Annotated in this window: 26 protein-coding genes, 1 tRNA gene and 1 pseudogene; 18 read left to right on the top strand and 10 right to left on the bottom strand. The window is 62.1% G+C overall.

The features are described from left to right. Positions 1-12 precede the first annotated feature (12 nt). The 3 genes from NKH28_RS23695 to NKH28_RS23705 all read left to right on the top strand — a co-directional run bounded on the left by NKH28_RS23695 (position 13) and on the right by NKH28_RS23705 (position 3,592). Positions 13-1,809: a tetratricopeptide repeat protein gene (locus NKH28_RS23695; RefSeq protein ID WP_352822376.1), complete on the top strand. Its 1,797-nt coding sequence runs from the start codon at positions 13-15 to the stop codon at positions 1,807-1,809. A 227-nt stretch (positions 1,810-2,036) separates the two neighbouring features. Next, on the top strand, positions 2,037-2,840 hold the full coding sequence (locus tag NKH28_RS23700; protein WP_352980559.1) for an alpha/beta fold hydrolase: 804 nt from the start codon (positions 2,037-2,039) through the stop codon (positions 2,838-2,840). Positions 2,841-2,974: 134 nt separating this feature from the next. Beyond that, on the top strand, positions 2,975-3,592 hold the full coding sequence (locus NKH28_RS23705; protein WP_352772490.1) for a hypothetical protein: 618 nt from the start codon (positions 2,975-2,977) through the stop codon (positions 3,590-3,592). Positions 3,593-3,667: 75 nt separating this feature from the next. On the opposite strand, the gene NKH28_RS23710 is transcribed toward NKH28_RS23705, so the two are convergent. After that, complete coding sequence (locus tag NKH28_RS23710; protein WP_352980572.1) at positions 3,668-4,612, bottom strand: metallophosphoesterase family protein; 945 nt, start codon at positions 4,610-4,612, stop codon at positions 3,668-3,670. Between the two features lie 53 nt (positions 4,613-4,665). Between NKH28_RS23710 and NKH28_RS23715 the strand changes: the two genes are divergently transcribed. Both NKH28_RS23715 and NKH28_RS23720 read left to right on the top strand, forming a co-directional pair. Next, entirely contained in the window at positions 4,666-5,163 is a 498-nt protein-coding gene (locus NKH28_RS23715) for an NUDIX domain-containing protein (RefSeq protein WP_352540967.1), read from the top strand. A gap of 217 nt (positions 5,164-5,380) precedes the next feature. Continuing rightward, positions 5,381-5,728: a hypothetical protein gene (locus NKH28_RS23720; RefSeq protein ID WP_352980560.1), complete on the top strand. Its 348-nt coding sequence runs from the start codon at positions 5,381-5,383 to the stop codon at positions 5,726-5,728. A gap of 10 nt (positions 5,729-5,738) precedes the next feature. On the opposite strand, the gene NKH28_RS23725 is transcribed toward NKH28_RS23720, so the two are convergent. Beyond that, a complete protein-coding gene (locus NKH28_RS23725; RefSeq protein WP_352980561.1) occupies positions 5,739-6,728 on the bottom strand; it encodes a glutathione S-transferase family protein in 990 nt (329 codons plus the stop codon). A gap of 281 nt (positions 6,729-7,009) precedes the next feature. On the opposite strand from NKH28_RS23725, the gene NKH28_RS23730 reads away from it, so the two are divergent. From NKH28_RS23730 to NKH28_RS23745, 4 genes are all read left to right on the top strand, one after another. Continuing rightward, positions 7,010-7,564, top strand: coding sequence for a GNAT family N-acetyltransferase (locus NKH28_RS23730; RefSeq protein ID WP_352469689.1), 555 nt, complete (start codon positions 7,010-7,012; stop codon positions 7,562-7,564). A 63-nt stretch (positions 7,565-7,627) separates the two neighbouring features. After that, positions 7,628-8,389 carry an SDR family NAD(P)-dependent oxidoreductase gene (locus NKH28_RS23735; protein WP_352980562.1) on the top strand — a complete coding sequence of 254 codons (762 nt, stop codon included), beginning with the start codon at positions 7,628-7,630 and terminating at the stop codon, positions 8,387-8,389. Positions 8,390-8,405: 16 nt separating this feature from the next. Beyond that, on the top strand, positions 8,406-9,167 hold the full coding sequence (locus NKH28_RS23740; protein WP_352540962.1) for a HugZ family pyridoxamine 5'-phosphate oxidase: 762 nt from the start codon (positions 8,406-8,408) through the stop codon (positions 9,165-9,167). Between the two features lie 173 nt (positions 9,168-9,340). Next, entirely contained in the window at positions 9,341-9,679 is a 339-nt protein-coding gene (locus tag NKH28_RS23745; protein ID WP_352540961.1) for an ArsR/SmtB family transcription factor, read from the top strand. A gap of 72 nt (positions 9,680-9,751) precedes the next feature. Here the strand turns inward: NKH28_RS23745 and NKH28_RS23750 are convergent, their stop codons facing one another. Next, on the bottom strand, positions 9,752-10,756 hold the full coding sequence (locus NKH28_RS23750; protein ID WP_352540960.1) for a L,D-transpeptidase: 1,005 nt from the start codon (positions 10,754-10,756) through the stop codon (positions 9,752-9,754). 312 nt (positions 10,757-11,068) lie between these two features. Between NKH28_RS23750 and NKH28_RS23755 the strand changes: the two genes are divergently transcribed. Then, positions 11,069-11,866, top strand: a complete 798-nt coding sequence (locus NKH28_RS23755; protein WP_352980563.1) for a TrmH family RNA methyltransferase — start codon at positions 11,069-11,071, stop codon at positions 11,864-11,866. Between the two features lie 37 nt (positions 11,867-11,903). Here NKH28_RS23755 and NKH28_RS23760 read toward each other — a convergent pair whose 3' ends face one another. Together NKH28_RS23760 and NKH28_RS23765 are read right to left on the bottom strand one after the other, a co-directional pair. Beyond that, positions 11,904-13,067 carry a coiled-coil domain-containing protein gene (locus tag NKH28_RS23760; protein ID WP_352980564.1) on the bottom strand — a complete coding sequence of 388 codons (1,164 nt, stop codon included), beginning with the start codon at positions 13,065-13,067 and terminating at the stop codon, positions 11,904-11,906. A 147-nt stretch (positions 13,068-13,214) separates the two neighbouring features. Continuing rightward, positions 13,215-13,796: a DUF1134 domain-containing protein gene (locus NKH28_RS23765; protein ID WP_023679557.1), complete on the bottom strand. Its 582-nt coding sequence runs from the start codon at positions 13,794-13,796 to the stop codon at positions 13,215-13,217. Between the two features lie 127 nt (positions 13,797-13,923). Between NKH28_RS23765 and NKH28_RS23770 the strand changes: the two genes are divergently transcribed. The 3 genes from NKH28_RS23770 to NKH28_RS23780 all read left to right on the top strand — a co-directional run bounded on the left by NKH28_RS23770 (position 13,924) and on the right by NKH28_RS23780 (position 15,373). Continuing rightward, positions 13,924-14,115, top strand: coding sequence for a hypothetical protein (locus tag NKH28_RS23770; RefSeq protein ID WP_352747775.1), 192 nt, complete (start codon positions 13,924-13,926; stop codon positions 14,113-14,115). Positions 14,116-14,136: 21 nt separating this feature from the next. Further along, complete coding sequence (gene chpT / locus NKH28_RS23775) at positions 14,137-14,766, top strand: histidine phosphotransferase ChpT (protein WP_352452917.1); 630 nt, start codon at positions 14,137-14,139, stop codon at positions 14,764-14,766. Positions 14,767-15,004: 238 nt separating this feature from the next. Continuing rightward, on the top strand, positions 15,005-15,373 hold the full coding sequence (locus NKH28_RS23780; protein ID WP_352452918.1) for a response regulator: 369 nt from the start codon (positions 15,005-15,007) through the stop codon (positions 15,371-15,373). A gap of 105 nt (positions 15,374-15,478) precedes the next feature. Here NKH28_RS23780 and ctrA read toward each other — a convergent pair whose 3' ends face one another. Then, on the bottom strand, positions 15,479-16,174 hold the full coding sequence (ctrA, locus tag NKH28_RS23785; RefSeq protein WP_006203583.1) for a response regulator transcription factor CtrA: 696 nt from the start codon (positions 16,172-16,174) through the stop codon (positions 15,479-15,481). Positions 16,175-16,624: 450 nt separating this feature from the next. Between ctrA and NKH28_RS23790 the strand changes: the two genes are divergently transcribed. Continuing rightward, positions 16,625-17,002, top strand: a complete 378-nt coding sequence (locus NKH28_RS23790; RefSeq protein ID WP_023719275.1) for a flagellar export protein FliJ — start codon at positions 16,625-16,627, stop codon at positions 17,000-17,002. Between the two features lie 61 nt (positions 17,003-17,063). Here the strand turns inward: NKH28_RS23790 and NKH28_RS23795 are convergent, their stop codons facing one another. Continuing rightward, the gene (locus NKH28_RS23795; RefSeq protein ID WP_352980565.1) at positions 17,064-17,459 is read right to left on the bottom strand and encodes a winged helix-turn-helix transcriptional regulator; all 396 of its coding nucleotides are present in this window, start codon (positions 17,457-17,459) and stop codon (positions 17,064-17,066) included. 93 nt (positions 17,460-17,552) lie between these two features. Here NKH28_RS23795 and NKH28_RS23800 point away from each other — a divergent pair, with 93 nt between their 5' ends. Continuing rightward, a complete protein-coding gene (locus tag NKH28_RS23800) occupies positions 17,553-18,479 on the top strand; it encodes an NADP-dependent oxidoreductase (protein ID WP_352980566.1) in 927 nt (308 codons plus the stop codon). Between the two features lie 57 nt (positions 18,480-18,536). Here NKH28_RS23800 and sciP read toward each other — a convergent pair whose 3' ends face one another. Further along, positions 18,537-18,812 (bottom strand): CtrA inhibitor SciP, encoded by a 276-nt coding sequence (sciP, locus tag NKH28_RS23805; RefSeq protein WP_023679563.1) that lies wholly within the window; start codon positions 18,810-18,812, stop codon positions 18,537-18,539. Between the two features lie 261 nt (positions 18,813-19,073). Here sciP and mnmA point away from each other — a divergent pair, with 261 nt between their 5' ends. Beyond that, the gene (gene mnmA, locus NKH28_RS23810; protein ID WP_352456412.1) at positions 19,074-20,264 is read left to right on the top strand and encodes a tRNA 2-thiouridine(34) synthase MnmA; all 1,191 of its coding nucleotides are present in this window, start codon (positions 19,074-19,076) and stop codon (positions 20,262-20,264) included. Positions 20,265-20,277: 13 nt separating this feature from the next. On the opposite strand, the gene NKH28_RS23815 is transcribed toward mnmA, so the two are convergent. Continuing rightward, complete coding sequence (locus tag NKH28_RS23815; protein WP_352466761.1) at positions 20,278-21,237, bottom strand: Gfo/Idh/MocA family protein; 960 nt, start codon at positions 21,235-21,237, stop codon at positions 20,278-20,280. Positions 21,238-21,473: 236 nt separating this feature from the next. Between NKH28_RS23815 and NKH28_RS23820 the strand changes: the two genes are divergently transcribed. Further along, positions 21,474-21,550: transfer RNA gene (locus tag NKH28_RS23820), tRNA-Met, on the top strand. Here the strand turns inward: NKH28_RS23820 and NKH28_RS23825 are convergent. Next, the gene (locus tag NKH28_RS23825; RefSeq protein WP_352980573.1) at positions 21,507-23,195 is read right to left on the bottom strand and encodes a recombinase family protein; all 1,689 of its coding nucleotides are present in this window, start codon (positions 23,193-23,195) and stop codon (positions 21,507-21,509) included. The two genes, NKH28_RS23820 and NKH28_RS23825, sit on opposite strands and share 44 nt — an antisense overlap. A gap of 799 nt (positions 23,196-23,994) precedes the next feature. Here NKH28_RS23825 and NKH28_RS23830 point away from each other — a divergent pair. Then, positions 23,995-24,720: pseudogene (locus NKH28_RS23830) on the top strand (hypothetical protein); the annotation flags it as partial.

The raw sequence follows: 24,720 nt of genomic DNA on the forward strand, positions 1-24,720 counted from the left end.
AGGGATCGACACTTGCAGCATACCACGCCTGCCGCCCCCGCAGTGCGCGAAACGCTGGAGCGATTGCTTGCCAGCGAAACGTTCGGACGATCCGAGCGCGCGCGCAAGCTGCTCCGCTACCTGGTCGAGCGCGAGCAGGCAGGCGAAGCCGACAGGCTCAAGGGCTTCTCCATCGCGATGGACGTGTTCGGCAAGGACGGCGATTTCGATCCGTCGACCGATGCGGTGGTGCGGGTGCAGGCCGGCAGGCTGCGCGAGCTTCTGCAGCAGTATTTCGCCAATGAGGGCGTTGCCGAACCGGTCCGCATCGCCATTCCGCGCGGCGGCTATGTTCCGTCCTACGAACTCAACGCCATTCGCTTGCCGGCGGAGGTGGAGCCCAAGGCAGAAAGCAAGCCGGAGCTGGCAACAGAGGAAGCGGCGACGACCGCCCCGCCCGGATCGCTGGAGGACGCCCGCAACCGGGCACATCCGGCCGCATTGCTGAGCGTTCCAGCCGTCGCCCCTGCTGCTCCTTCGCTGCAACGCCATTTGCAGTTCTTCTGGCTGGCGATCGCGCTGGTCATCCTCATGCTGGGTGTGCTGATCCTTCGCCAGGGTAGCGTGGTATTGCTGACCGGCGGCGACACGGCGGTCGAGACCGCGGTGGCGACCGGCAGCATAGCAGCGCCTCCGGTTGAAAACCTCCCCCAGGTCTACATCGCCATCAAGGCCGACAGCGACCTGGCTCGCCGTGTCGCCGCATCGCTGCGCGCCGGCCTCAGCGGCTTCGATACCATCAATTTCATCGGCCGTGATGCCGACAGCCCGCCCGATCCAGTAACCGACGCCGCCAGCTTCGTATTCGATGTCCTGCCCGGGCCGCGTAGCGGCGACATCATGCTCGAGCTGCAAAGCGTGGCGACCGGCCGCGTGCTGCTCTCACGCAACCTGACCGCCGGCGACAGCGCGAACACCGCCATCGAGGACCAGATCTCCGGCATTTTGACCTCGGCTCTTCCCGCCTCGGGCACGATCTACAACTACATCGAGCAGAGCGGCATCCAGACCGGGCTGACGGCGTGTCTGGTGCTCAACGGCAAATATTATCTCGACCAGAATGCCCAGACGCACGAGGCCGCCTACCGCTGCCTCGAAGATCTTGCCAACCGGGAGGCGAAGTCGTCGCTCGTCTATTCGGAACTCGCGTCCTTGCATCTCGAAGCGGTCACCGACCACTATCCCTACCCCGCCGACGCGACGATCGACAAAGCCATGACGTTTGCCCATCGCGCCATCCAGATGGGCCCGACCAGCCCCTACGCGCACCGCGCCCTTGGTTACCTCAATTCGCGCATGGGCGATTCCGCGGAATCGATCCGCTGGATGCGCAAGGCCTATGAGCTCAATCCCTACGATCTCGCAATGGCCGCCGCCTACGGCTACGGGCTGGTTTTCGCCGGCAAGTACAGCGAGGGCGCCCCGATCCTTGCTCACGCGGTGGACATCGCCAGCGCCCATCCGACATGGTGGGATTACGGGCTGTTCGCCGGAGAGTTCATGATGGGCGACATGAACAGGGCCACGCTTGCCAGCGACGGCTTGCGAACGACTGAAATGAAATCGCATTATCTGGCGGCGCGGCTGATCGGCGCCAAGGCTGCCGGCCGCGAGAAGCTGGCGAGCAGGCTGCTGCAGGAACTGACCACCAAATTTCCGAAATTCGCAGCCGATCCGCGCACAACCTTCGTCGAGCGAAGATATCCCGCCGATCTGACCAACCGGCTGGTGGAGGCCCTGCGTGCCGCCGGGCTTGGCGGCGCCAGCTGACGTCTCCCGGCGCGTGCACGACGTCAGGTGATCGCGAAGATTTTACTGGCCATCCGGACGGCCAAAGCGCAATTCAGACACAATTTGAACCGGCCAATCTGATGCCCCATAGGTCTGATCCCGCATAGGCTGATCTCCACATAAGTCTGACCCCCGCAAAAGACTGATCCCCGCATAAGACCGCCCCGGCATCCTGATTGATTCCGGCACCAAGCCATAAAGTTTGCATGATCCCTTCCCTTTACGCCGCCGAACGGGGCACCGGCCCGACAACGATTGCCTTCCTGCATGGTTTCGGTGGCTGCCACGACGACTGGCGCGATGTGGCCGAGTCTCTGGCGCCCGGCGCGCGGACCCTGGCCTATGATCTGCCGGGACATGGGCTGTCGCTCGATTTTCCGGGCGGCGGTCCGGCCAGGATTGCAGCCAGTGCCGTCCTTGCGGATCTTTCCGCTCGCGGGATAAAGCGGGCCCATCTCGTCGGTCATTCGATGGGCGGCGCGGTGGCCGCCCTGATGGCATTGAGCGAGCCCGAAAGAATGGCGTCGCTGACGCTGCTGGCGCCGGGCGGTTTAGGTCCTGAGATCAATGGTCCGCTGCTGCGTCGCTACGCCGCCGCTGCCGGCATGGATGAAATCCGCGCCTGTCTTGCCGCCATGTCGGGACCGCAAAGCCGGCTGCCGCAGCATAGGGTCGAACTCCTCAACGAGATGCGCCGGCGCCCCGGCCAGTTGCGTACACTTGTCGAGCTCGCAGCCACCATGACCAGGGATGATCGGCAACGCGTCATCCCGAACGAGCGGCTTGAAACGCTGAATATGCCAATCATGGTGGTTTGGGGAACCGACGACGCGATGCTGCCCGTCAGCCAGGCGGACAGCGTGCCGAAGCATTTTCATCTGCACCACGTGCTGGAAGCCGGCCATATGCTGGTCGAGGAAGCGCCCGGCCTGGTCGTCGAGGCCGTCCGTCGCAATATGCGGCGCCGCAGCAGGCGACTTCGTCCAGGATTCGCCGCTGCGGCGAGCTGATCGGTCTTGGCGCAGGCACGGCGGCGGCGCTTGTGCTCATCCAGCGAACCCCTTGCCGGCCCATCGATCTCGCAAGTGCATTTTGCCGGCGGCTGTGTTAATTCGGTGTTAACCAAACCCGCGAGGCAACGCCGATGAAGGACGCAGGCGAGAACATCACCCAGATCGATCAGTCGCGAAAACTGTCCGATGCCATTCGCGACGTCAAGAACGCCTTCGCCGACCGCGATGACGTCGTCGTCGACATGCGCGAAGCGCATCGCATGCGGCTCGATCTGCTTGCCGCCGAACTCGCGTCGGTCTTCGCCGACGTGCCCACCGACATGGACAGTTTCGACTTCGCCGTCTCGTCCGGCCTGCAGCCACGGCTGTGGATCGACGCCGTCAGCCATGTCGCCATGGGACGCGACCGTCGCACCTACCGCTTTCTCAAGGACACGCGCATCGGCCGCGTCGTCCTCGCCGAATCGACCGACATGAAGGTCGTTGCCGACCAGGTGACGCGCTATGTCGCCGAGCGCGTTGTCGAACGCCAGAGAATGATGGAAGGCGGCATCGAGCAAGCCGTCGCCGGCCTGAAACGCGCCCTGGTGGCGGAGGCCGAGCCGCCGCTGCAGATCGCTGCGCGCAGCAACGGCTGGTCGGCGTTCTTCTCGGGCCTCGGCCTGATCGCCGCCGGCGCGCTGGTCGGCCTGGCGATTTCGCTCGTGTTGTTCTGGGACCGCATCGTCGCGATGAAAATCAGCTTCTAGAGCGGTTCAGCGTTTCACGGAACGCTGAACCGCTCTATTTCTTTGTTTTGACGCAATTCCGGACTGAAAACCGCTTCACACTTTTCCTGGAATTGCTCTGGCCATCGACGCCTCGGCCCCCACGCCAAGCTCCAGCGTCTGCAGATCGCTGGGCGGCAATGCCGGCCCGGTCAGGCCGCGGCGCGTCAGCCTGATCCGCCAATTGTCCTTTTCACCGTCGATGTCGAGCAGATTATATTGCGCCGGCGCATGCGAACTGCCGGGCGCCTGCCCCGCCGCGGCGACCCCGACCACCGGAATTTTGATCTTGCGGGCGCCGATGAAGAACAGCGACGGCACATGCGAATGGCCGTGCAGCACAAGCTCGGCACCATGCCGGTGAAGAACCTTGTGGAAGCGCGAGATGCCGAACAGCCGCTTGTTCTGCGAAACCGCGCCGCGCACCGGCGGATGGTGGATCATGATCACCCGGAACAGGCCGCGCTTGCCCGTGGCGTCGAGCATGTCGCGCAGCCGTTCCGCCTGGCCCTCCAGAAAGAAGCCGTTGGCCATGAACGGAGCCGTGGCGCGCGCCGTCGTGACGCCGACCAGCGCAACATTGCCGCGTACGCGCAAATAGGGAAAGGTGTTGCGATCGACCGGCGTATTGACGCCGTCGCCGGTCATCCACGCCGCCCAGGACCGGCAGGTCTTGTCGAAGGCGCCCGGCACATAGGCATCATGGTTTCCCGGCACCACCGACACGTCATTGGGCGAGCCCAACGTCTCCAGCCAGTGCTTGGCCATCTCGAGCTCACCGTCGAGCGCCAGATTGACCAGGTCGCCGGTGATGGTGAGATGGTCCGGCCCGCTGGCCTTCATGTCGGCGACGATCGTGTCGATGACGGCATCGTGCATGTAGCGGCGGCGGTTGCGCTGCCAGTTGACGTAACCGACCACGCGCTTGGAGGCGAGATCGCGATAGGTTACATCGGGAAGCGGCCCCAGATGGACATCGGAAATATGCGCGAGCCTGAACATCTTTTCTTCATAGGCGAGCCGCGCGCCGCTTTCCACTCACGGTTTCGCGGACGATGACGCCGGATCCCGAGCAAGCCCTGCGCCAGACCGGCTGGCCGGGCTTCAGGGCAAGGCTGTTTCACCTGTATTTCGTACTGCGGCGGCCGATGACGCTCGGCGTGCGCGGCTTGATCCACGACCGCCCCTCCAATTCCGTCTTCCTCATCCGCCACACCTATGTCCCGGGCTGGCACCTTCCGGGCGGTGGCGTCGAGTTGGGCGAGACGATGATCGAAGCGCTGACACGCGAAATCTTCGAGGAAGGCAACATCGCGCTGACCGGACCGCCGGTGCTGAAGTCGCTGCATTTCAACCGCCGCGCCAGCCGCCGCGACCATGTCGGCCTCTATCTGGTCGAGGCGTTCAACCAGACAGCGCCCAAGCTGCCCGACCGCGAGATCGCCGAAGCCGGCTTCTTCCCGCTCGACCGCTTGCCCCAGGGCACGACACCGGCGACGCTGCGGCGGATTGCCGAAGTTTTTGGGGGGAATTCGGCATCGCCTTACTGGTAGATCATCTCTTCAACAGCTTTGGCTACGTCGGTATAGACCGGCAGCATTCATTGTTCTCAGAGAGATAAATGCTGAGCGATGAGGAGAAAAAATGCAACACAGCCAAAAGGATAGATTTAGAATCGCGCTCTATGTATCACTTTACACGGGAATTAATGTGACAACATTTTCCGTTATAGCGTTAATTTCGACAATAGTTCTTGGGATAGATCCATACATGTTAGCAAAAGTTGGAAGATTCATCCAATTCACAATACAATTAGTTGCGGCATTCGTGACATATTTCGTTTTTATAAAGCGACATGCTCAGCTTTTTACTCGCACTGAATTCTGGAAAATGGTCGGCTTCTCAACCCTGATAGAAATGATTTTGGGAATGGCTGTGCTTCTGCCGTCGGGATTGTTACGCGCAATCCCGCCCCAGATGTCGGTCGTGATCGTCATGATCAGCGGCATCGTTGCGTTCCTTGCAACGTCGCTCGGCTACTCCAATCGATTTGGAAATACCATATTGAAAGCTGAACTCGTTAGAAGGGCAAAGATGGACTCCGAGACCTTCCGCTAGATCGCTGATTTCACGCCGCCTTCCTGAACCTGTCCCGGTCATGCGGCGCGCCGTAGTCCAGCTCCGGCCCGACCGGCACGATGCGCGTCGGGTTGATGGTCTCGTGGCTGCCGTAATAATGCGCCTTGATGTGGTGCAAATTCACCGTGCCGGCGACGCCCGGCACCTGGTAGAGATCGCGCAGGTAATTCGACAGGTTCGGATAGTCGGCGATGCGGCGCAGATTGCACTTGAAATGGCCGATATAGACCGGGTCGAAGCGGACCAGTGTCGTGAACAGCCGCCAGTCCGCCTCGGTGATGCGGCCGCCGACGAGATAGCGCTGCCTTGACAGACGGTCCTCCAGCGTGTCGAGCGCCGAGAACAATTCGCCGAACGCCTCCTCGTAGGCTGCCTGCGTGGTGGCGAAGCCGGCACGGTAGACGCCATTGTTGACCGCGGGATAGACCAGCGCATTGATCGCATCGATCTCGCCGCGCAACGGTTGCGGATAAAAATCGAGCCTGGCATCGCCCCATTCGTCGAAGGCCGAATTGAGCATGCGGATGATCTCGGAGGATTCGTTGGAAACGATGGTCTGCTCGCGTTTGTCCCACAGCACCGGAACGGTGACCCGGCCCGAATAGCCGGGATCGGCCCTGGTGTAGATCTGGTGCAGGAAATCGAGGCCGTAGAGCGTGTCGCCGGTGGCGTCGTCCTCGGCCAGGAACGTCCAGCCGTCGGCGCCCATGAAATGATGGACGACCGAGACGGAAATCACGTCCTCGAGTTTTTTGAGCACGCGAAAGATCAACGTCCGATGCGCCCACGGGCAGGCGAGCGAGACATAGAGGTGGTAGCGGCCGGGCTCGGCCTTGAAGCCGCGTTTTCGCCCTTCGGCCGGCGCGCCGTCGCGGGTCACCCAGTCGCGCCACTGCGACTGCGCGCGCACGAATTTGCCGCCGCTCTCCCCGCTATCGTACCGGCGGTCCTGCCATTGGCCTTCGACTAGCAATCCCATGCAATATCCTTTCGCGTTCCTACCCGATGTAGGGCACCAAGCGGCGCCGCGGAAATCCCCGATGCTGAACAGATCGTCAACGGCTGCGTCGTCGAGTGCGCGTCGGCTGCGCGGGCCGATTGCGGCGGCTGAAAATTGGTGCTAGCGGACATCCGCATGTTCGACTTTGCCGTGATCCGGTTCGACCGACGACGAAAGAGCGCCCGCGCTTGATGAAGCGCTGACTGGCGAACGCTGCCGCTTGCAGCAAACCTTTCCTCGCATACCGGAACGCAAAGACCATGAGCCTTGCCGACTTGAAATACCTGGCCGACGTGAAATACCTGCCGGAAACTCCGGCGCACGATCCTGAAATCGAAGCCATCAATGACGAGGCCTTCGGGCCAGGTCGTTTCGTGCTCGCCGCCTACAAGATCCGCCAAGGTGGCCCGCATGAACGGGCTTTGTCCTTCGTGGCCGTCGATGGCACAATCGTCGTCGCCTCGGTACGGATGACGCGCATCGCCGCCGGCGCTGGCCGCGCGCTGATGCTCGGGCCGCTCGCTGTGCGGCCGGCCTTCAAAAATTTCGGCATCGGCCGCCGGCTGGTGGCAATCGCGCTGGAAGCCGCCGCCAACGCCGGCGCGCCGGCGGTGATGCTGGTCGGCGACGAACCCTACTACGGCCCGCTCGGCTTCAGGAGGCTGCCGCGCGGGCAGATCTCGATGCCGCGTCCGGTCGACCCCGACCGGCTTTTGGCGCACGAGATCGTGCCGGGCGCGTTGGCGAGGCTGGCGGGCGAGGTTTGCCACGCCGACCAGGCAAGGATTGCCGCGCATATCGCCGCGATGGCATGACCGTGCCGGTGCTGTCGCACGGTGGCTTGGCGGCATAGTCTGGGCACGGAGGAGGACGTCGAGATGAACCCGAACGGCCAGATTGCGATCGTCACCGGTGGCGGCTCCGGCCTTGGCGAGGCGACGGCGCGCGCTCTTGCCGCCGGCGGCGCCAGGGTTGCCGTCCTCGATCTCGGTATCGAGCGTGCGGCCAAGGTGGCGGCCGACATCGGCGGCATCGCCGTCCGATGCGATGTGAGCAACGCCGAGAGCGGTGCCGCCGCAGTCGCGGAAGCGGCAGAGACGCTCGGCGCACCGCGCATCCTGGTCAATTGCGCCGGCATCGTTGTCGGCATGAAGACGATCGGCAAGGACGGACCGCATCCGCTCGATCAATACCGCAAGGTGATCGAGGTCAATCTGATCGGCACCTTCAACATGATCCGCCTGGTCGCCGACCGCGCCGCCAGGCTCGAGCCGCTGCAGGGCGGCGAGCGCGGCGTCATCGTCAACACCGCGTCGGTCGCAGCCTATGACGGCCAGATCGGCCAGGCCGCCTATTCCGCGTCCAAGGCCGGCGTCGTCGGCATGACGCTGCCGGTGGCGCGCGATCTCGCCCGCTCCGGCATTCGCGTCTGCACCATCGCACCCGGCATCTTCAGGACGCCGATGATGGCCGGCATGCCGCAGGAGGTGCAGGATTCGCTGGGCGCCGCTGTGCCCTTCCCTTCCCGTTTGGGCGAGCCTTCGGAATACGCGGCACTTGCCTTGCACATCATCGAGAACCAGATGCTCAACGGCGAGACAATTCGCCTCGACGGCGCCATCCGCATGGCGCCGAAATAAATGCGACGGTGATGCCTTGGACGAACCCAGGAAAGACGTGATCCGCGCGACCGATACCGAGGCGATCAGGCTGGCAAAGACGCTGATCCGCAGCGCCCGTTTCGGCGCGTTGGCAGTGCTCGAACCAGGAACCGGTTCGCCGCTGGCCAGCCGGGTCGGCGTCGCCACAGACATCGACGGCACGCCATTGATCCTGGTGTCGATGCTGTCCGCTCATACCGGCGCCATCCTTGCCGACCCGCGCTGCTCATTGCTCGTCGGCGAACCCGGCAGGAGCGATCCGCTGGCGCATCCGCGATTGACGCTCGTCTGCCGCGCCGTGCGGCTGGAGCGCGGATCGAACGAACACGCCCGCGCCGAGCGGCGCTACCTCAACCGCAACCCCAAGGCAAAACTCTATGCCGGGCTCGGCGACTTCTCGATTTTCCGGCTCGAACCGGAGCGCGCCAGCCTGAACGGAGGCTTCGGCAAGGCCTATCTGCTCGACCGCACCGATCTGGTCGCGACGGGAGCGATCGTCGAAGAGCTTGCCGCCGGCGAGCAATCGGCGCTCGACCACATGAACGCCGACCATCTCGATGCGATTGCCCTCTACGCAAGTCATTTCGGCGGGGCCGAGAGTGACGGCTGGATCGTCACCGGGTTCGACGCCGACGGGATGGATCTCATATCGGGCGACAATGTCTGTCGGGTTTTCTTCCCCGAGCCGCTGAGAGCGGCGCGCGACCTCAGGCCTGTCCTGGTTGACATGGCCAAGGCGGCCCGATCGGCAAATTAATCACAGCCGCACAGTTAATCGGCTTGCGTGGAAAGCAAGCCTTGAGATTTGAGCGAAATGTTCTACCTTTGCGAGTGACGCTGAATCGCTGGCGTGCATCTATAGGGAAAGTCTATGGAATCCGACGCTATTGCCCCCATAGCGGCGGATGAGCAAGAAGGCATGGGGGATCTATGGTCTCGAACAAACTAGTCGCCAACGCCGGAACCGCGGCTGCGTTTCTGACGCTGATGGGCAACGAAAAACGTTTGTTGATCATGAGCTATCTGGCCGAGGGCGAGATGTCGGTCGGCGCCATAGCCGAGAAGGTGTCGCTCAGCCAATCCGCCCTGTCACAGCATCTGGCCAAGCTCAGGGCTTCCGACCTTGTCGAGACCCGCCGCGACCGGCAAATGATCTATTATTCCTGCAAGTCCGCGGCGGTGCACGAATTGCTGCACATGCTGGACGGCATTTTCGGCGAAGGTGAACTGTCGCAGATGGCTCACCGGCTGCGTCGCGCCGGGACCTGAGCGGCCGGAGCGGAGAACGCCCCGCCAAATCCGCTTTGCTGCCAAGTCCGCCTTGCTGCCAAGTCCGCTTTGCTACTGAACGCGCTCGTCGGCGGCCTGCGCAATCTCGCCCTTGAACTCGACATTCGTGCCCGGCTGCACCATGGAGGCAAGGTCTTCGGCATCCCAATTGGTCAACCGGATGCAGCCATGCGAAAAGGTCGTGCCGATCTTGCCCGGTTCGGGCGTGCCGTGGATGCCGTAGCTTTCGATCGAGAGATCGATCCAGACCGATCCCACGGGGTTGTTCGGCCCGGCAGCGATGGTGAAGGGCCGCTTGGTCTTGACCCCCTTGAAAGCGAAGTCCGGATCGTAGTGATAGGTAGGGTTGTGCACCACGCGCCTGACCTCCGCCATGCCGCTTGGCGCCGGCTTCTCCTCGCTCCCGATCGAGGCGGGGTAGACCGCCAGCCATTTGCCGGCACGGTCGAGCACACGCACCAGGCGAGCGCCCTTGTCGACCTCGACGGTGGCGACGCCGGCGGGAGGGTCGCCTCTGCCGACATCAGGCACCACCAAGGTCCTGCCTGGTTTCCTGAGGCTGGTGCCCGGATTGAGCATTCGCAGCAATTGGTCGCTGACGTGGAAGCGCTCGGCCAACCTCTCCACCGCATTGCGGTAGCCGAGCCGCCGCAAGCGGGCCATCCTCTCCAAGCGAGCCGGAATACGCCTGGTGAAAGGTCCGCGCACATCCTTGCGCATCACCTCATAGGTCACCAGCACCGGCCTGGCGGAGGTTGCGATGAGTTTGCTCCAGGTTTGTGGACTGAGCTTGCCCTCGGGCGGAAGTCCGTTTGCCGCCTGAAACGCGGCGACGGCCTTGGCGAAGTTCTGGGAAAGGCGCCCGTCGATCAGGCCCGGCGAGAAGCGGGCCCGATCCAGAAGGATCTGCGCCTTCAGCAGCATCGGATCGACACCCTTCGGTTCGCCGATAGTGAATTGGGCCTGATTGACGGTGGCTGGATCGAGCTTGGCCGCGCTGGCCACGCCACATGCAAGGGCAAGCGTGGCGGTAAAGACGAGGAGGAGCCTGATCATCGATGTCCTCCCAGGACCGCAGCAGGAGCCCGCCTCTATGACGCGGCATGGCCCCGTGGGGTTCCTTCGCCCCATCGAAATTCTGCATTGAAGCGGCTTGGCCGAAGTGCCGTGCCGCGGGAATCAATATCTCCATGCCGCCAGGAGGCCAGGCAAGGCGTCTCGGCCCGGCGCCTTGTGATTGGATTTGACCGTTAGAACGGCGTGCATCCATTTGGACGCTGAGATACGGTCAGAGCTTCGGATCCGGCATCATGCCTTCCGAAGCCGAATCCCGATTCGCGGCCGACGCCAAGATCCGCCGAGGAAGCCATGAATCCGATCCGCATAGACGACCCGCAGGATCCTCGCGTCGCCGCCTATCTCGACATCCGGGAACGCGATCTTGCCGGCCGGCAGGGCCGTTTCGTCGCCGAAGGCAAGGTGGTGCTCGACACGCTGCTTGCCGCCCGTCGCTTCGAGGCAGAATCGGTGCTGGTGCTCGAGAACCGGCTGGCCGGCCTCGATGACGTCCTGCGCAAGGCGCCTGCCGGGCTTCCGATCTATGTCGCATCCGGCGAAGTCATCGACAGGATTGCCGGATTCCACATGCATCGCGGCATATTGGCGATCGGCCGCAAGGGCGCGGCCGTCTCCGCTGAAGCTTTGCTCGGCGCTCTGCCCGCCCGCGCGCTGATCGTGGTGCTGGTCGGCATCGCCAATCATGACAATATGGGATCGATCTTCCGCAATGCCGCCGCCTTTGGCGCGGATGCCGTGCTTCTCGATCCGACCTGCTGCGATCCGCTGTACCGCAAGGCAATCCGCGTCTCGGTGGGCGCGGCCTTGAAATTCCCCTTCGCCTGCTTTGCCGATACCGCCGGCTGCACCGCAATGCTCGACCGGCAAGGCTTCAGCCAATTCGCCTTGTCGCCGCGCGGGCAGATCGACATTCGCGATGCCAAGAGAAACGAGCGGCTGGCGCTCTATCTCGGCACCGAGGGCGAAGGCCTGCCGGAAAGCCTGCTTGCCCGCCTGCAGACGCTGCGGATCGGTATGGCGCAGGGCTTCGACAGCCTGAACGTCGCCGCCGCGTCAGCCATCGCGCTGCATCATTTTTCCGGAGCCTAATTTAGAGCCGGGGCGTCCCGCTCGCGCTTGTGGAATCTTAGTCGGTCGAAGCGGCCTTCTGCAGCGCCCGCACCCGATCGGCAAGGCTGCGTCCGCCGCTCCCCGGCCGCGTATCCTCAGGCGCTGCAAGCGCCCGGGCGATGGGCGAATCCGGCCCGTCGAGCTTTGCCGTCAAGGCCACGACTTGCGCCGCCAGATCGTTCATCTCTTCGCGCAATGCCGCGCTGGCGCTGCCGGTATCGTCTCCGGTCCGCGATTTCGACGTTTCGACGGCAGCAAGATCTGTCTTCAGCCGCCTGTTCTCGCGTGCCAGCGACGTCAGCCTGGCCTCCAGCCGCTCGCGGTCGGCGTCGAGCTTGGCGGTTGTCTGTTCGATGTCGCCGTTGGCGGCCACATTGACCTGGGTGCCTAGCACGCCGGCAAGACCCACCGCAGGCGCCCTTTCAGCGCCTTTCGGCTTTTCGCGAAGGCGCACCAGTTCCTTCTCGCGGCGCTCGAGCCTGTCCTCGCGATCGGCCAGCGAGGCGAGCAGGCGTTCGACCTTCTTTTCCAGGTCGCCGGTTCTTTTCTTCTCGGCCTTCAGCGCGTCCCGCAAAACCTTGCTTTCGGCTGCCAATTCCTGGCTGCGCCTGTCCGCCTCCTTGCGCTGGCCGCGCAGCAGCGAAATGTCGCTTGCCAACTTCTGCAGCTCGGATTCGCGCGCCACCAGCTCGATCTGCCGGCTGCTGGATGAAAAACTGGCGTCGTCATACATGTGCTCCAGTTTCCGCAGTTCGAGCCCGCGCTTTTCGAGGGCGCGCTCGGTCTCCGCAAGCCGTTCCGACAGCTGCTGCAGTTGCTCATCACGCTTGCGAAGCTCCTCGCCGCTGGCTGTAAGATCGGCGACGACCCGGTTCTTGTCCTGTCGCTCGGCCGCCAATTCCTTCAGGGCTTCGCGGTCGCGGCCGATCTCGACCAGCTGTTCGGCGGCTTTCTCGCGCAATGACTTGACGGTCATTTCAAGCCGGCGCACCGAAACCGCGAACTCGGCGCGAATGCGATCCTTGTCCGCCTGGATCTCGGCCAGCGTCAACGGCATCGAGCCCTCGACGCGCTTGCGCGTCAGCGCCACCGCCCGCCGCCACACGGCCGGAGCAATCATCAGCGCCAGAAAGCCGGCGCAGAGAAAGCCGAGAACAAAGAACAGGATCGACTGGACCAAGATGACTATCCGTTGTGCATGGCAACCGCCAAAGGTCGACTTTGCCATCTTCGCATGACGGAAATCCGGCACCACGGCAAGAGTATGCTGCGGCAAAGCTCAGACCGTGGGATCACAGCTCCAATCGCAGTGGCGCCATCATGCAGGTCAGAACGGATTCCAGGTCGCGCGCTGGGTGAGCTTGAGGTAGCCGAGATTGACGCCGAGACGAGCGCCGACGCCGGTACGGATCGGCACGAGCAGCACATTGTTGTTCTTCAGCACGTTGAAGCCGACGCCGGCGACGACATAGGCGGAGCCGGCGACGCCGCCAAAACGATTATACAGGCTGCTCACATCGTCGAGATTGTAGACCAGCATCATGACGCGCGAGCCCTCGCCGCCGAAATCCCAGCCGAGCGACGGGCCTTGCCAGAACACTTTGTGGTCGCCGGCATTCTTGGTGTAGAGCGTGCCTTCGCCATAGGTCAGGCCACCGATCAGCGCCCCGGACCCCTCTTCGCCGAGCAGATAGCCGTTCGGCAGGCCATAGGTGGCGAAAATCTTCTCGACGACGGTGGCGAGCCCGCCCGATGTCGCGCCGAAGAATTTATGACCGGAATCGACGATCTCCTGCGCGGTGTATTCCTGCGCCCGCGCGGCCGATGCCGAAAAGGCGACAAGGCCGATGAGCGCGATCGTCATTGAGATGACACGGAAAAAAGTCCGGTCGTAGAATCGGGAAACCATGCTTCCAATCTCCGTCAGGGAGCACTTTCGCCGACGCCTCGCACCCGTACGGCTCTTTGGCGGCCGTTAAGGATGACTGTTAGGGGCAAACTATGCCGTAATCCTTTTTCAACCATTAAATTCCCACATGAAGATGGCGGTTCGAAGGCTGTTTTCACATCGCCCGCGCAGCATCCTGCTGCGTGAACACGCCATTTTCGACAATCATGATTTCGGATTTGTTGCTGCACGCACAAGCGCTGTGTATTCAGAATGCTTGGGAGAGAGCGTGATTCGTGTGGACAGGCGTGATCATGATCGCCCGGTCATTGTGTTGTGAAATTTGCAGGGATTTTTGCCGATGGCCGAGCTTTTCACCCTTTCCGCACCCGATCTGGCAGCGCTGCTGTGCAGCCGGGTCTGCCACGACATCATTTCGCCGGTCGGCGCCATAAACAACGGGCTTGAGCTGCTCGACGAAGGCGGCGCCGACGAAGACGCCATGAAGCTGATCCGCCAAAGCGCCAAAAACGCCTCCGCCCGCCTGCAATTCGCCCGCATCGCCTTCGGTGCCGCCGGTTCCGCCGGCATGCTGATCGACACCGGGGACGCCGAGGCCGTGGCCATCGCCTTCCTGAAGAACGAGAAGCCGGAACTGATCTGGAACGGAACCCGCGCACTGTTGCCCAAGAACAAGGTCAAGCTGCTGCTCAATCTCATCCTCGTCGCTAACGCCGCCATTCCGCGCGGTGGCAGGCTGGTGGTCACGCTGGAGAACCTCGAGACCGAGCCGCGCTTTGCGCTCGCGGCGAGCGGCCCGATGCTCCGCGTGCCGCCCAAATTCCTGGAATTGCATTCCGGCCACAGGCCGGAAGAGCCGATCGACGCGCATTCGGTGCAGCCCTATTACACGCTGCTCCTGGCCCGCGAAGCCAACATGACGATTTCGATCCATGCGACCGCCGACGAGATCGTCCTTTCCGCAGCCTGAAGTTCTCCTAAAGAGCGGGGAAAGTATTTTTCTCAAGTCATATTTGCGGCATTGTCCTAACATCTGTAGGCGGGCTTGCGGATTGATTGCGTGAAGCATTGCGAAAGAAGATTTCACTTAAAACACCTTCAGGAAAATTTTACCTAACGGCTTTTCGGCTTCTTTACCAGATCGGCCTATGTTCCCCGGCAGATGCCACGACGCTGCCGGTTCGCCGCATGGCAAAGAGGGTCCCGGAATGAAACGCTGCATGTTCGTCGACAATTCGAGCGTCATCAGGAAGGTCGCAAGGCGTATCCTGGGCGGTTCCGGCATGATGGTGATCGAAGCCGCCAGCGGCCACGAGGCGATCGAGATGTGCGCGGCCGACATGCCTGATATCATCGTCGTCGACGGCGCCTTGCCGGACATGCAGGCGCAGGACCTCATCCGCCGCCTGCGCGCCATGGAAAGCCCGGTATTGCCGCAGGTTTTGATTTCGCTGGTCGAGGTCGATGTCGGGGCGATCATGCGGGCAAAACGAGCCGGCGCCCAGGGCTACCTGCTGAAGCCGTTCAACCGGCCGCAACTGCTCGAGTGCTTCCGCGCCTTGAAGATTGCCGCCTGATCAGAGCTGTTCCATTCCGACGAAAATCGGATCGGCTCTATCTTGTTGTTTTGCCGGGTTCTTTTCCGAAAAAATCGGCGCCCACCTTGGGATCACGCCCCTAGTTCAGGCGCTGACGCGGATATCTTCGGGCTCACGCAGCACATAGCCGCGGCCCCAGACGGTCTCGATGTAATTCTGCCCGCCAGACGCGGCGTCAAGCTTCTTGCGCAGCTTGCAGATGAAGACGTCGATGATCTTCAGTTCCGGTTCATCCATGCCGCCATAGAGATGGTTGAGGAACATTTCCTTGGTCAGCGTGGTGCCCTTGCGCAGCGAGAGCAGTTCCAGCATCTGATATTCCTTGCCGGTCAGATGCACGCGCTGGCCACCGACCTCAACGGTCTTGGCATCGAGATTGACCACCAGGTCGCCGGTGGTGATGACCGACTGGGCGTGGCCCTTGGAACGCCGCACGATGGCATGGATGCGGGCGACCAGTTCGTCCTTGTGAAAGGGCTTGGTCATGTAATCGTCGGCGCCGAAGCCGAGGCCGCGCACCTTGTCCTCGATGCCGGCCATGCCGGAGAGGATGAGGATCGGCGTCTTCACCTTGGACAGGCGAAGTGTTCTCAAAACTTCATAGCCCGACATGTCGGGGAGATTGAGGTCGAGGAGAATGATGTCGTAATCGTAAAGCTTGCCTAGATCGACGCCCTCTTCGCCAAGGTCGGTCGTATAGACATTGAAACTTTCCGATTTCAGCATCAGCTCGATGCTTTGTGCGGTTGCACTGTCGTCTTCTATCAGCAGAACGCGCATTTCATTCCCCTTTTCTGCTGCCGGACCATTTCACGACCCGTCCAGGACCGGAGCAGTGATTGCCTGAGCAGAGGCTGCCATCGAATGGTTAATAAAACCTAATTCCCCGTCCATGACGGTATCAGATTTTTTAACCCCTTTCTACACCTTGTTGAATCCAATAACGAATCACAGACCCAAACCGTTAATGCAGCACATTAATAAGCCAGACTAAGTGACTCTTCGGACTCGTTGGCCGGGTTTCCCGACGAGAAGCAGAATTTTTACCCGCCCTTAAGTCCTGAGCCGTATGATTAACAATGCCCGTAAACGAATGGTTACCGCCGGCAAAAAACTTTAGGAGTTTGTTTCCCATAGTTCGGGGAAAGCCGGTGGAAACGGGTCAAGCCTGGGCCTTGCCGGGTGAATTGGACGATATGTGCAGGTGTGCGTTTCCGGGAGTACCGAATCATGAAGTCACGTGAAAACCTCGTTCGGCTGAAGCAATTTCAGGTGAGCGAGAAGCGGCGGCAGCTGCTGCAGCTCGACATGATGATCGCCGAATTCGAGCGCATGGCCGTCGAGCTGGAACTTCAGATTGCTGCCGAAGAGAAGAAGGCCGGCATCACCGACATCAATCACTTTGCTTATCCGACCTTCGCCAAGGCGGCACGGCTACGCCGCGACAACCTTAGAAATTCGCAAAGCGACCTCGCCCAGCAGCGAAATGTCGCCGAATCATTGCTGAGCGAAGCCGAAGCGGAGCTTTCCAAGGCCGAGATGCTGGAATCGCGCGACACCAAGGCGCGCGACACGGAAGCCGGCGGCCGCAGCGCCATGATCGGCTGAAAACAAGACTTTAACGCGCGTCGCGCTTGCGCGCTATTGCTGCGCACCGACTGTGCCCGCCTCAGGCATCCAGATCTTCTTGCTGTTTCGCCGCCCGTGCGCGCGCATTTTTGATGTCGGGCACATGCTGCTCCGACCAGGCTCTGATCTGATTGAGCAGTCCTGCCAGGTTCTGGCCAAGTTCGGTCAACTCATATTCGACCCGCGGCGGAATGACCGGGAAAACCTCGCGCCGCACAAGCCCGTCGCGTTCCAGGATACGCAGCGTCTGCGTCAGCATTTTCGGCGTGATGCCTTCGAGCTTGCGCGCCAATTCGCCGTTGCGGAGCCGGCCCCGGCGCAGCGCACAGATCACCAGGTAGACCCATTTGCTGGCGAGTGTCTCGAGCACGGCGTGTGACGGGCACGACCGCCGAAAGGCGTCATAGCCAAAAGGGGAAACATCTTCACTATCCATGAGGTATGTATATATCAAAAATGTACATACTAGACAAGAGAAAATAACTATCCAAATGATAGTGTCACATCAAAACCAGCAGGAGAGCCTTCCATGCGTGCCATTATCCAGAATTCCTTCGGCGGACCCGACGTCCTCGTCATTGCCGATCGCCCCGCGCCATCACCCGAGGCAGGCGAGGTGCTCGTCCGCATCGAGGCGGCCGGCATCAACCCGGTCGATGGCGCAGTGCGCGGCGGTCACTATCCGCTGCTTGGCGAGCCGCCTTTTGTCCTTGGCTGGGACGTTTCGGGGACTGTCGAGGCGCTGGGCTCCGGCGTCTCCGGCCTCAAGGTCGGCGATGCCGTGTTCGGCATGCCGCGCTTTCCCAAACAGGCGGCAGCCTACGCCGAACTCGCCGCTGTCCCGGCTGATGAGCTTGCGCCGAAACCTGAAGGCATAGATCACGCGCAAGCCGCCGCGCTGCCGCTGGCCGGCCTGACGGCCTGGCAAGGCCTTGTCCGCCATGGCCGGCTCGATTCTGCCAAGCGCGTGCTGATCCACGCCGGAGCCGGCGGCGTCGGCCATCTGGCGGTGCAGATCGCCAAGGCGCACGGCGCTTACGTCGTCGCGACCGCCAGCCCGGAAAAGCTCGATTTCGTCCGCTCGCTCGGCGCCGACGAGGTGATCGACTACACAAGGGACGATTTCGCCGCGAAGGCCCGCGACATCGATCTGGTTCTGGACCCGTTCGGCGGCGTGCATGCGGAGCAATCACTGAAAGTGCTCACTGCCGGCGGCGTTCTGGTGTCGCTGCTCGATGTCAGCGGTGCCACCAAGGCAAAGGCCAGGACGCGAGGCATCCGCGTCGAGCGCATGTCCGTAGTGCCCGACCGTGCCGCTCTGGTGGAGCTCGGCAAATTGATCGACGCGAAAAAGCTGGCCGTCCACGTGGCAAAGGCGTTTCCCCTCGAACAGGCCGGTGCCGCCCATGCCTTTCTCGCCACCAGGCCGATCGGCAAGGTGGTGCTGACGGTCTGAAATTGCAGATCGTCGCCCCTCCCAAACGTAAGGGCGCTGATCAGCGCCCTTATCGGCCTAATGCCGGTATTGCTGGATGCGCGTGGTGCGCAGGCCGGCAAGGCCGTATTCGTCGATCGACGCTTGCCAGGACAGGAATTCCTCGGTGGTGAGCTTGTAGCGCTGGCATGCCTCTTCGAGGCTCAAAAGCCCGCCACGCACCGCCGCCACCACTTCCGCCTTGCGCCGGATAACCCAGCGACGTGTGTTTGTCGGCGGCAGATCGGCGATGGTAAGTGGGCTGCCGTCCGGCCCGATAACATATTTGACTCGCGGTCTAATTAGATCGGTCATCGTACTCTCTACAAAAAACTCAAAGACCCAATCCCCACCACATTACCGCCACAGCTTTAAAATTTGCCTAAGCAGACCCTAATGGTTAGGTAAGGATCATGAACGCGGCGTTAGCCTTCTCATCGGCATTTGAAACATCTGCCGGCAAGCGCATTGAACCCGGCAGGAAAAATGAGCCGGCCCGGCAAAGCTGGCGCAGCCGAGACGCTTGACCTATATTCCGGCCATTGGCATTGAAGCGCCGCGCAGAACGAAAGAACCATGAACAGCCTCGATCTTCCCGGACGCCCCGAAAACACCCGCGTCGTCGTCGCCATGTCGGGCGGTGTCGATTCGTCGGTCGTTGCCGGCCTCCTGAAGCGCGAGGGCTACGACGTCGTCGGTGTCACGCTGCAGCTTTATGACCACGGCGCGGCAACGCACCGGGCCGGCTCATGCTGCGCCGGCCAGGACATCGACGATGCCCGCCGCGTCTCCGAGACGCTCGCCATCCCGCATTACGTCCTCGATTACGAGGAGCGCTTCCGCAAGGCGGTGATCGACCCGTTCGCCGAGAGCTATGTCGCCGGCGAAACGCCGATCCCTTGCGTTTCCTGCAATCAGACGGTGAAATTCGCCGACCTTCTTGCGACCGCCAAGGAACTCGGCGCCGACGCGCTGGCGACCGGCCACTACATCCGTTCCGGCGCCAATGGCGCCCACCGCGCGCTTTACCGGCCGGTCGACGCCGACCGCGACCAGAGCTACTTCCTGTTCGCCACCACCCAGGCACAGATCGACTATCTGCGTTTTCCGCTCGGCGGCCTGTCGAAGCCTGAGGTTCGCGCCATCGCCGAGGAGATGGGACTGACGGTTGCGGCCAAGCAGGACAGCCAGGACATCTGCTTCGTGCCGCAGGGCAAGTATTCCGACATCATCGCCAAGCTGAAGCCGGCTGCCGCCAATCCGGGCGACATCGTCCATATAGACGGGCGCGTGCTTGGCCGCCACGAGGGCATTTTGCGCTACACCGTCGGTCAGCGCCGCGGCATCGGCATCGCCTCGGGCGAGCCGCTCTACGTCGTTCATCTCGACGCCGACCGGGCCCGCGTCGTCGTCGGCCCTCGCGAGGCGCTGGAGACCCACAAGATCTTCTTGCGCAACATGAACTGGCTGGGCGATGGCCCGCTGACCGCTATCCCGGCGGCCGGGCTTGAGCTTTTCGCCAAGGTGCGCTCGACGCGGCCGCCGCGCCCGGCCGTGCTGCATCACCGCGCCGGTGTCACTTCGGTGGAACTGGTAGACGGCGAATCCGGCATCGCGCCCGGTCAGGCTTGCGTGCTCTATTCCGACGATGGCAACGAGGCGCGCGTGTTCGGCGGCGGCTTCATCGAGCGCTCCGAGCGCGGCGCCGAGGCCGAGGCGATGCTGACGCGGCTTGCCGTCCAGCCGGCGCGGGTACCCGCCGAATAGACGGCGTTTTCTCTTAGGGCCTTGTATGGGCGACGGTGCCGGCGGTCAGGATGCGCAGCACGCGGATGGCCTCCTCGCCGCTGGTGCGCGGTTCGGCCCGCGTCTCGATGCAGTGGATGAAATGCTCCAACTCGCGCGTCAGCGGCATGCCCTCACCGACCGCGACATAGGACGGCTCGTTGGCGGTGAACGCCCATTGGCCGCTGTCCTGCCACACCGCGTGGCGATAGACGGCAAGCTTGCGCTCCCACGGCTCGACATCGTCGAACACCGCCATCGCCTTGGTGCCGACAACGGTCAGCCGCCGTTCGCGGTAAGGGTTGAGCCGCGAGGCGAACAGATGGCCGCGCAGGCCGTTGGGAAAGCGCATGTGCAGATGCGCAAAGTCGCTGAGATTGTCGAGAAGAGCAGCGCCTTCGCCGCGCACTTCGACCGGTTCGGTGCCGGTGATGGCCAGGATCATCGACAGATCGTGCGGCGCCAGATCCCATAGCGCGTCGTTTTCGGTGTGGAACTTGCCGAGGCCGAGCCGATGCGAATGGATGTAGCGGACTTCGCCGAGTTCGCCATTGTCGATCAGCGCCTTCAGCGTCTCGAAGGCGGGATGAAAGCGCAGCACGTGGCCGACCATGAAGACACGGCCATTATCGGCGGCCGCCTGCACCGAGCGTTCGGCATCGGCCACCGTCAGCGCGATCGGCTTCTCCACCAGCACGTCCTTGCCGCCGAGCACGGCGCGCACCGCCATGTCGGCATGGAACTGCGGCGGCAGCGCCATGACGATGGCGTCGACATCGTCGCGGGCAAACAGCGCCTCCGGCTCTATCGCCAGGCAATCCTGCTCGCTGGCAAAACCCTCCGCGCGCGCGGGGTTGACGTCCGAAACCGCATGCAGCGCGCCGAGCGCCTTTAGGGTGCGGATGTGGTTGCTGCCCCAGTATCCGCAACCGAGGACTGCAATGCGCGGTTTCATCAATTCATGACCATGACTTTCGTGGCCGAGACATAGCGACGTGCCTCGCTGAACTCAACCCCGGCCTGTGCGCCCAAATGTCTGCCCGGCAAAGCTTTCGGCGCCAGCAATATGCCGGCGCGGCAGCCACTTCGATGCTTGACAGGCTTGGCCTCGCAACCTTATATCCGCGCGACCTTGGCGAACGCGCCGATATGCCTGCCGATTTAAGCTGGATTTCGGGCCTTCGCCGCCCTGGCGGGGTAGCTCAGTTGGTTAGAGCACGGGAATCATAATCCTGGGGTCGGGGGTTCAAGTCCCTCTCCCGCTACCACCTTAGACCCACTATCGTACGTAATAGTGGGATTTTGCCTGTCGCGCTCCTCGGCCACCGCGCGTTCTCCTGCATACCGCGCTTGGGGGAAGGTGTTGCCACCGATGAGGGCGGCAAGCTTGCCTTTAACCTCAATCTCAAAACCCTGTCGCGGCCCTTTGGGATGAACCGTCACACTATGAACGAGCGCGCGGAAGCTCCTCACCAGCGCCCCCCGATCGTCGTCCGCCTCCGCGTGATGAGCTAAGACCGAAGCGAGCTCATCGACCGTTTTGACATACTTCTCTATCGCTGCCGGATGCAGGGTAAGGGTCGATGGCGCCTCTTCAAGGTTGGCAAGTTCTACCTCCGCCTCGATGCGTCGATCTTTCAACTCGGCGATACGCTCTCGGGCGTCGTCATCGCCAATGACTCGCTTGACTACCAAGTCAATGTTGCGTTGTCGCTCGGCTTCAATACGCGCGATCTTTGTCTCGAGGGCGACCCGAGCGTTGGTCGCTTGGGCCGCCAGCCGGTGACGCTCTTCGTTATAGTTCCGCACGTAGATGTCAATGAGACGTGGATCCTTCAGTTCGTCACGCATTCCATCCAATACAGCATTCTCTACGCTCCGCAGGTAGACTATGCGACTATTGGAACAGCTGCCGCTCTCACGAACTGTCGAGCAGCGGATTCGTGTTTTGCCGGTCTTGTCGCGATCGTGCACCGACATGCCCGAACCGCAGCAACCACATCGCAACAAGCCCGAGAGGAGATGCGGTGGCCGACGCTTCACATTTGAGTTCAGACGAGATCTTTCTGTCTTCAAGTCCTGCGCGCGTCGCCATATCTCTTCGTCAACGATGCGCAGGTGTGGGACATCAATCGTCTGCCACTGGTCGCGGCTATTAGGACGGGACAAGCGCCTGCCGGTATCTGGGTCCTTAACCATCCGAACCTTGTTCCAGACGATGCGCCCAAAATATAGCTCGTTCAAAATCAGCCCCGCGCCGCGTTGTGCATTCCCGTTGATGGTAGAGGCGTTCCAACGAGTGCCGCGAGGCGGACAAACCCCTTCCCGATTTAGATCTTGTGCGATTTCGCGTGGTGGCCGGCCAGAGATGTAGGCCGCAAAAATCCGGCGAACAACCTCAGCCTCCTCTTCGACGATCTCCAGTTCACCGGGACGCCCAGGAAGTGCCCGATACCCGTACGCGCGACCGCCGGCGTGGCGCCCGTCCCGGACCACACCGGCCATTCCTCGACATACCTTTTTTGCGCCATCCTCGCGCTGCATCTGGCCCACCAAACCTCGTATTCCGATCAAGATTGCGTCAGCTGTGCCGTCGTGAACAGCTTGGATCTCGATCCCTAGGAATGACAGTCGTTTGTGCAGTCCAGCGAGATCCTCCATATCGCGCGAAAGGCGATCGAGTGCCTCAACAATGACGACGTCAAACTTTCGTTCGCGCGCCGCATCCATCAATTTCATGAGGCCGTCACGGCCAAACATCGAAGATCCCGAGCGAGCTTTGTCCTCGTAAGCCGCAACCACATCAAGCTGATGCCGTGCTGCATACGCGCGACAAAGGACGATCTGGTCATCGGTGGATTTCTCGTTCTGCAGCTCGGTCGAGAACCGGGCGTAAATGGCTGCGCGTATCATTCACGAACCTCGCCGTTGCGGCCAATTGCTTCGACGACATCCAAGTTAGGTGCCGAAGCAGATAGCTTCACAGCGAGATGATCGCGCCTAGCGTCGGCAATCGCAAGAGCTTCCACGAACTGGACTAGCGTGGGATCGACCGCATGCTGCACCTCCCGAGGCGTGCAGGGATTTGGCCCAGCAGCGTTCCGCTGGTTCTCCGATTGTTTCATCGGAATGGAGAATGTGGGGGCATGCGGCGTTAAGAAAGGGGGCCAGGCGCCTGGTCGTACAGATCGGATACGACGACGTGCGAAAAGGACGTATCGGTCTACGCGGAATCAATATCTGGCCTCGGTGATCGGCTCAATGTCGAAGCTTACCGCTTCGCCGCATGCTAAATGGGCTGATGCCTGCGAGCGAACACTGCGAAACCTATTCTCCACGTAAGGTCCCGTGGCCATGGGAACGCTGTCCCCTTGGCCATTTTCTCGCAGAATTTGCGCGTCAGCGTCGGTGACGGGCCCAAGGCGGTAATTCTCTGTTGCTGGGGACGATCAATCAAAGATCCGACCGATGTCGTATCTCTGATCGGCCAAGGGTGCTTGAAAGATAGCCTCCCGCGCCTTCACAAAATTTCCCTGTGGATATTGCCTCTGTGACGACTTGGTGTCGTATTCGTTTGGCGGTGGCTGAGTAGAAGTAAGCAACTTGGGCCGGGGGAATCATGAACAGGTTGCTTGTTGGAGCGGCAATGCTTGCCGCAGGCGTGTTTGGCGTAGATACATCTTTCATTTCTTATATTAGAAACTCTGCAGAAATGACGGCTTTTGCGCAGGGGGCGCAAGGGACTTCGCCAGATGTTGGCGCACCATCGGACGGCGGCTTTGGCAATGGCGGGGCAGCGCTGGGTTCGGGAACAGGCTCCGGTACGGATGATGCTGGTGCAACGCCGGCGGCAAATGCCACGGGAGATGCCGCGCCCGCGGCCGAGGCTCCCGACGCGGCGGCCGAGGTAGGAACGACAGATCAGTCGACCGACGGCGAGGCCGCGCCCGAGGCGCCGGCAGCGGGAGCGACGGTAGCGACGGCAACCACGACCACGACAAGCGGCGATGCCGAGGCGATCGGCACGCCGAAGGTGGATTTGCCGAAGAGTTCAGGCAATGGCAATCTGGGCTATGCCATCGGCATCGATGTCCCGGACTTCCACGGCATCGAACCGTCGATCGCACTCACCTACGAGTCTTCACGCAGGACCAAGACCGGCGGCCTCTACCAGGGTTGGCTGGGCTATGCCTGGGGCCTTGGCGGTTCCGACGTCATCGAGCGGGCAAGCCCCGGCTATGGCATGCCGGCCTTTACCACGAGCGATATCTACCTGCTCGACGGCCAGGCGATGGTCGCCTGCGTGGCCGGCATGGTGTCGCCGTCGTGCTCGACCGGCGGCACCCATGCGACGGAGAATGAATCCTATCGCCGCATTGCGCTGAACGGCACCACAAATGAATGGAAGGTGACCGATCGCGACGGCACCGTCTCGACC

Origin of the sequence: Mesorhizobium sp. M1227 (assembly GCF_040318315.1) — a bacterium.
GTDB lineage: Bacteria > Pseudomonadota > Alphaproteobacteria > Rhizobiales > Rhizobiaceae > Mesorhizobium.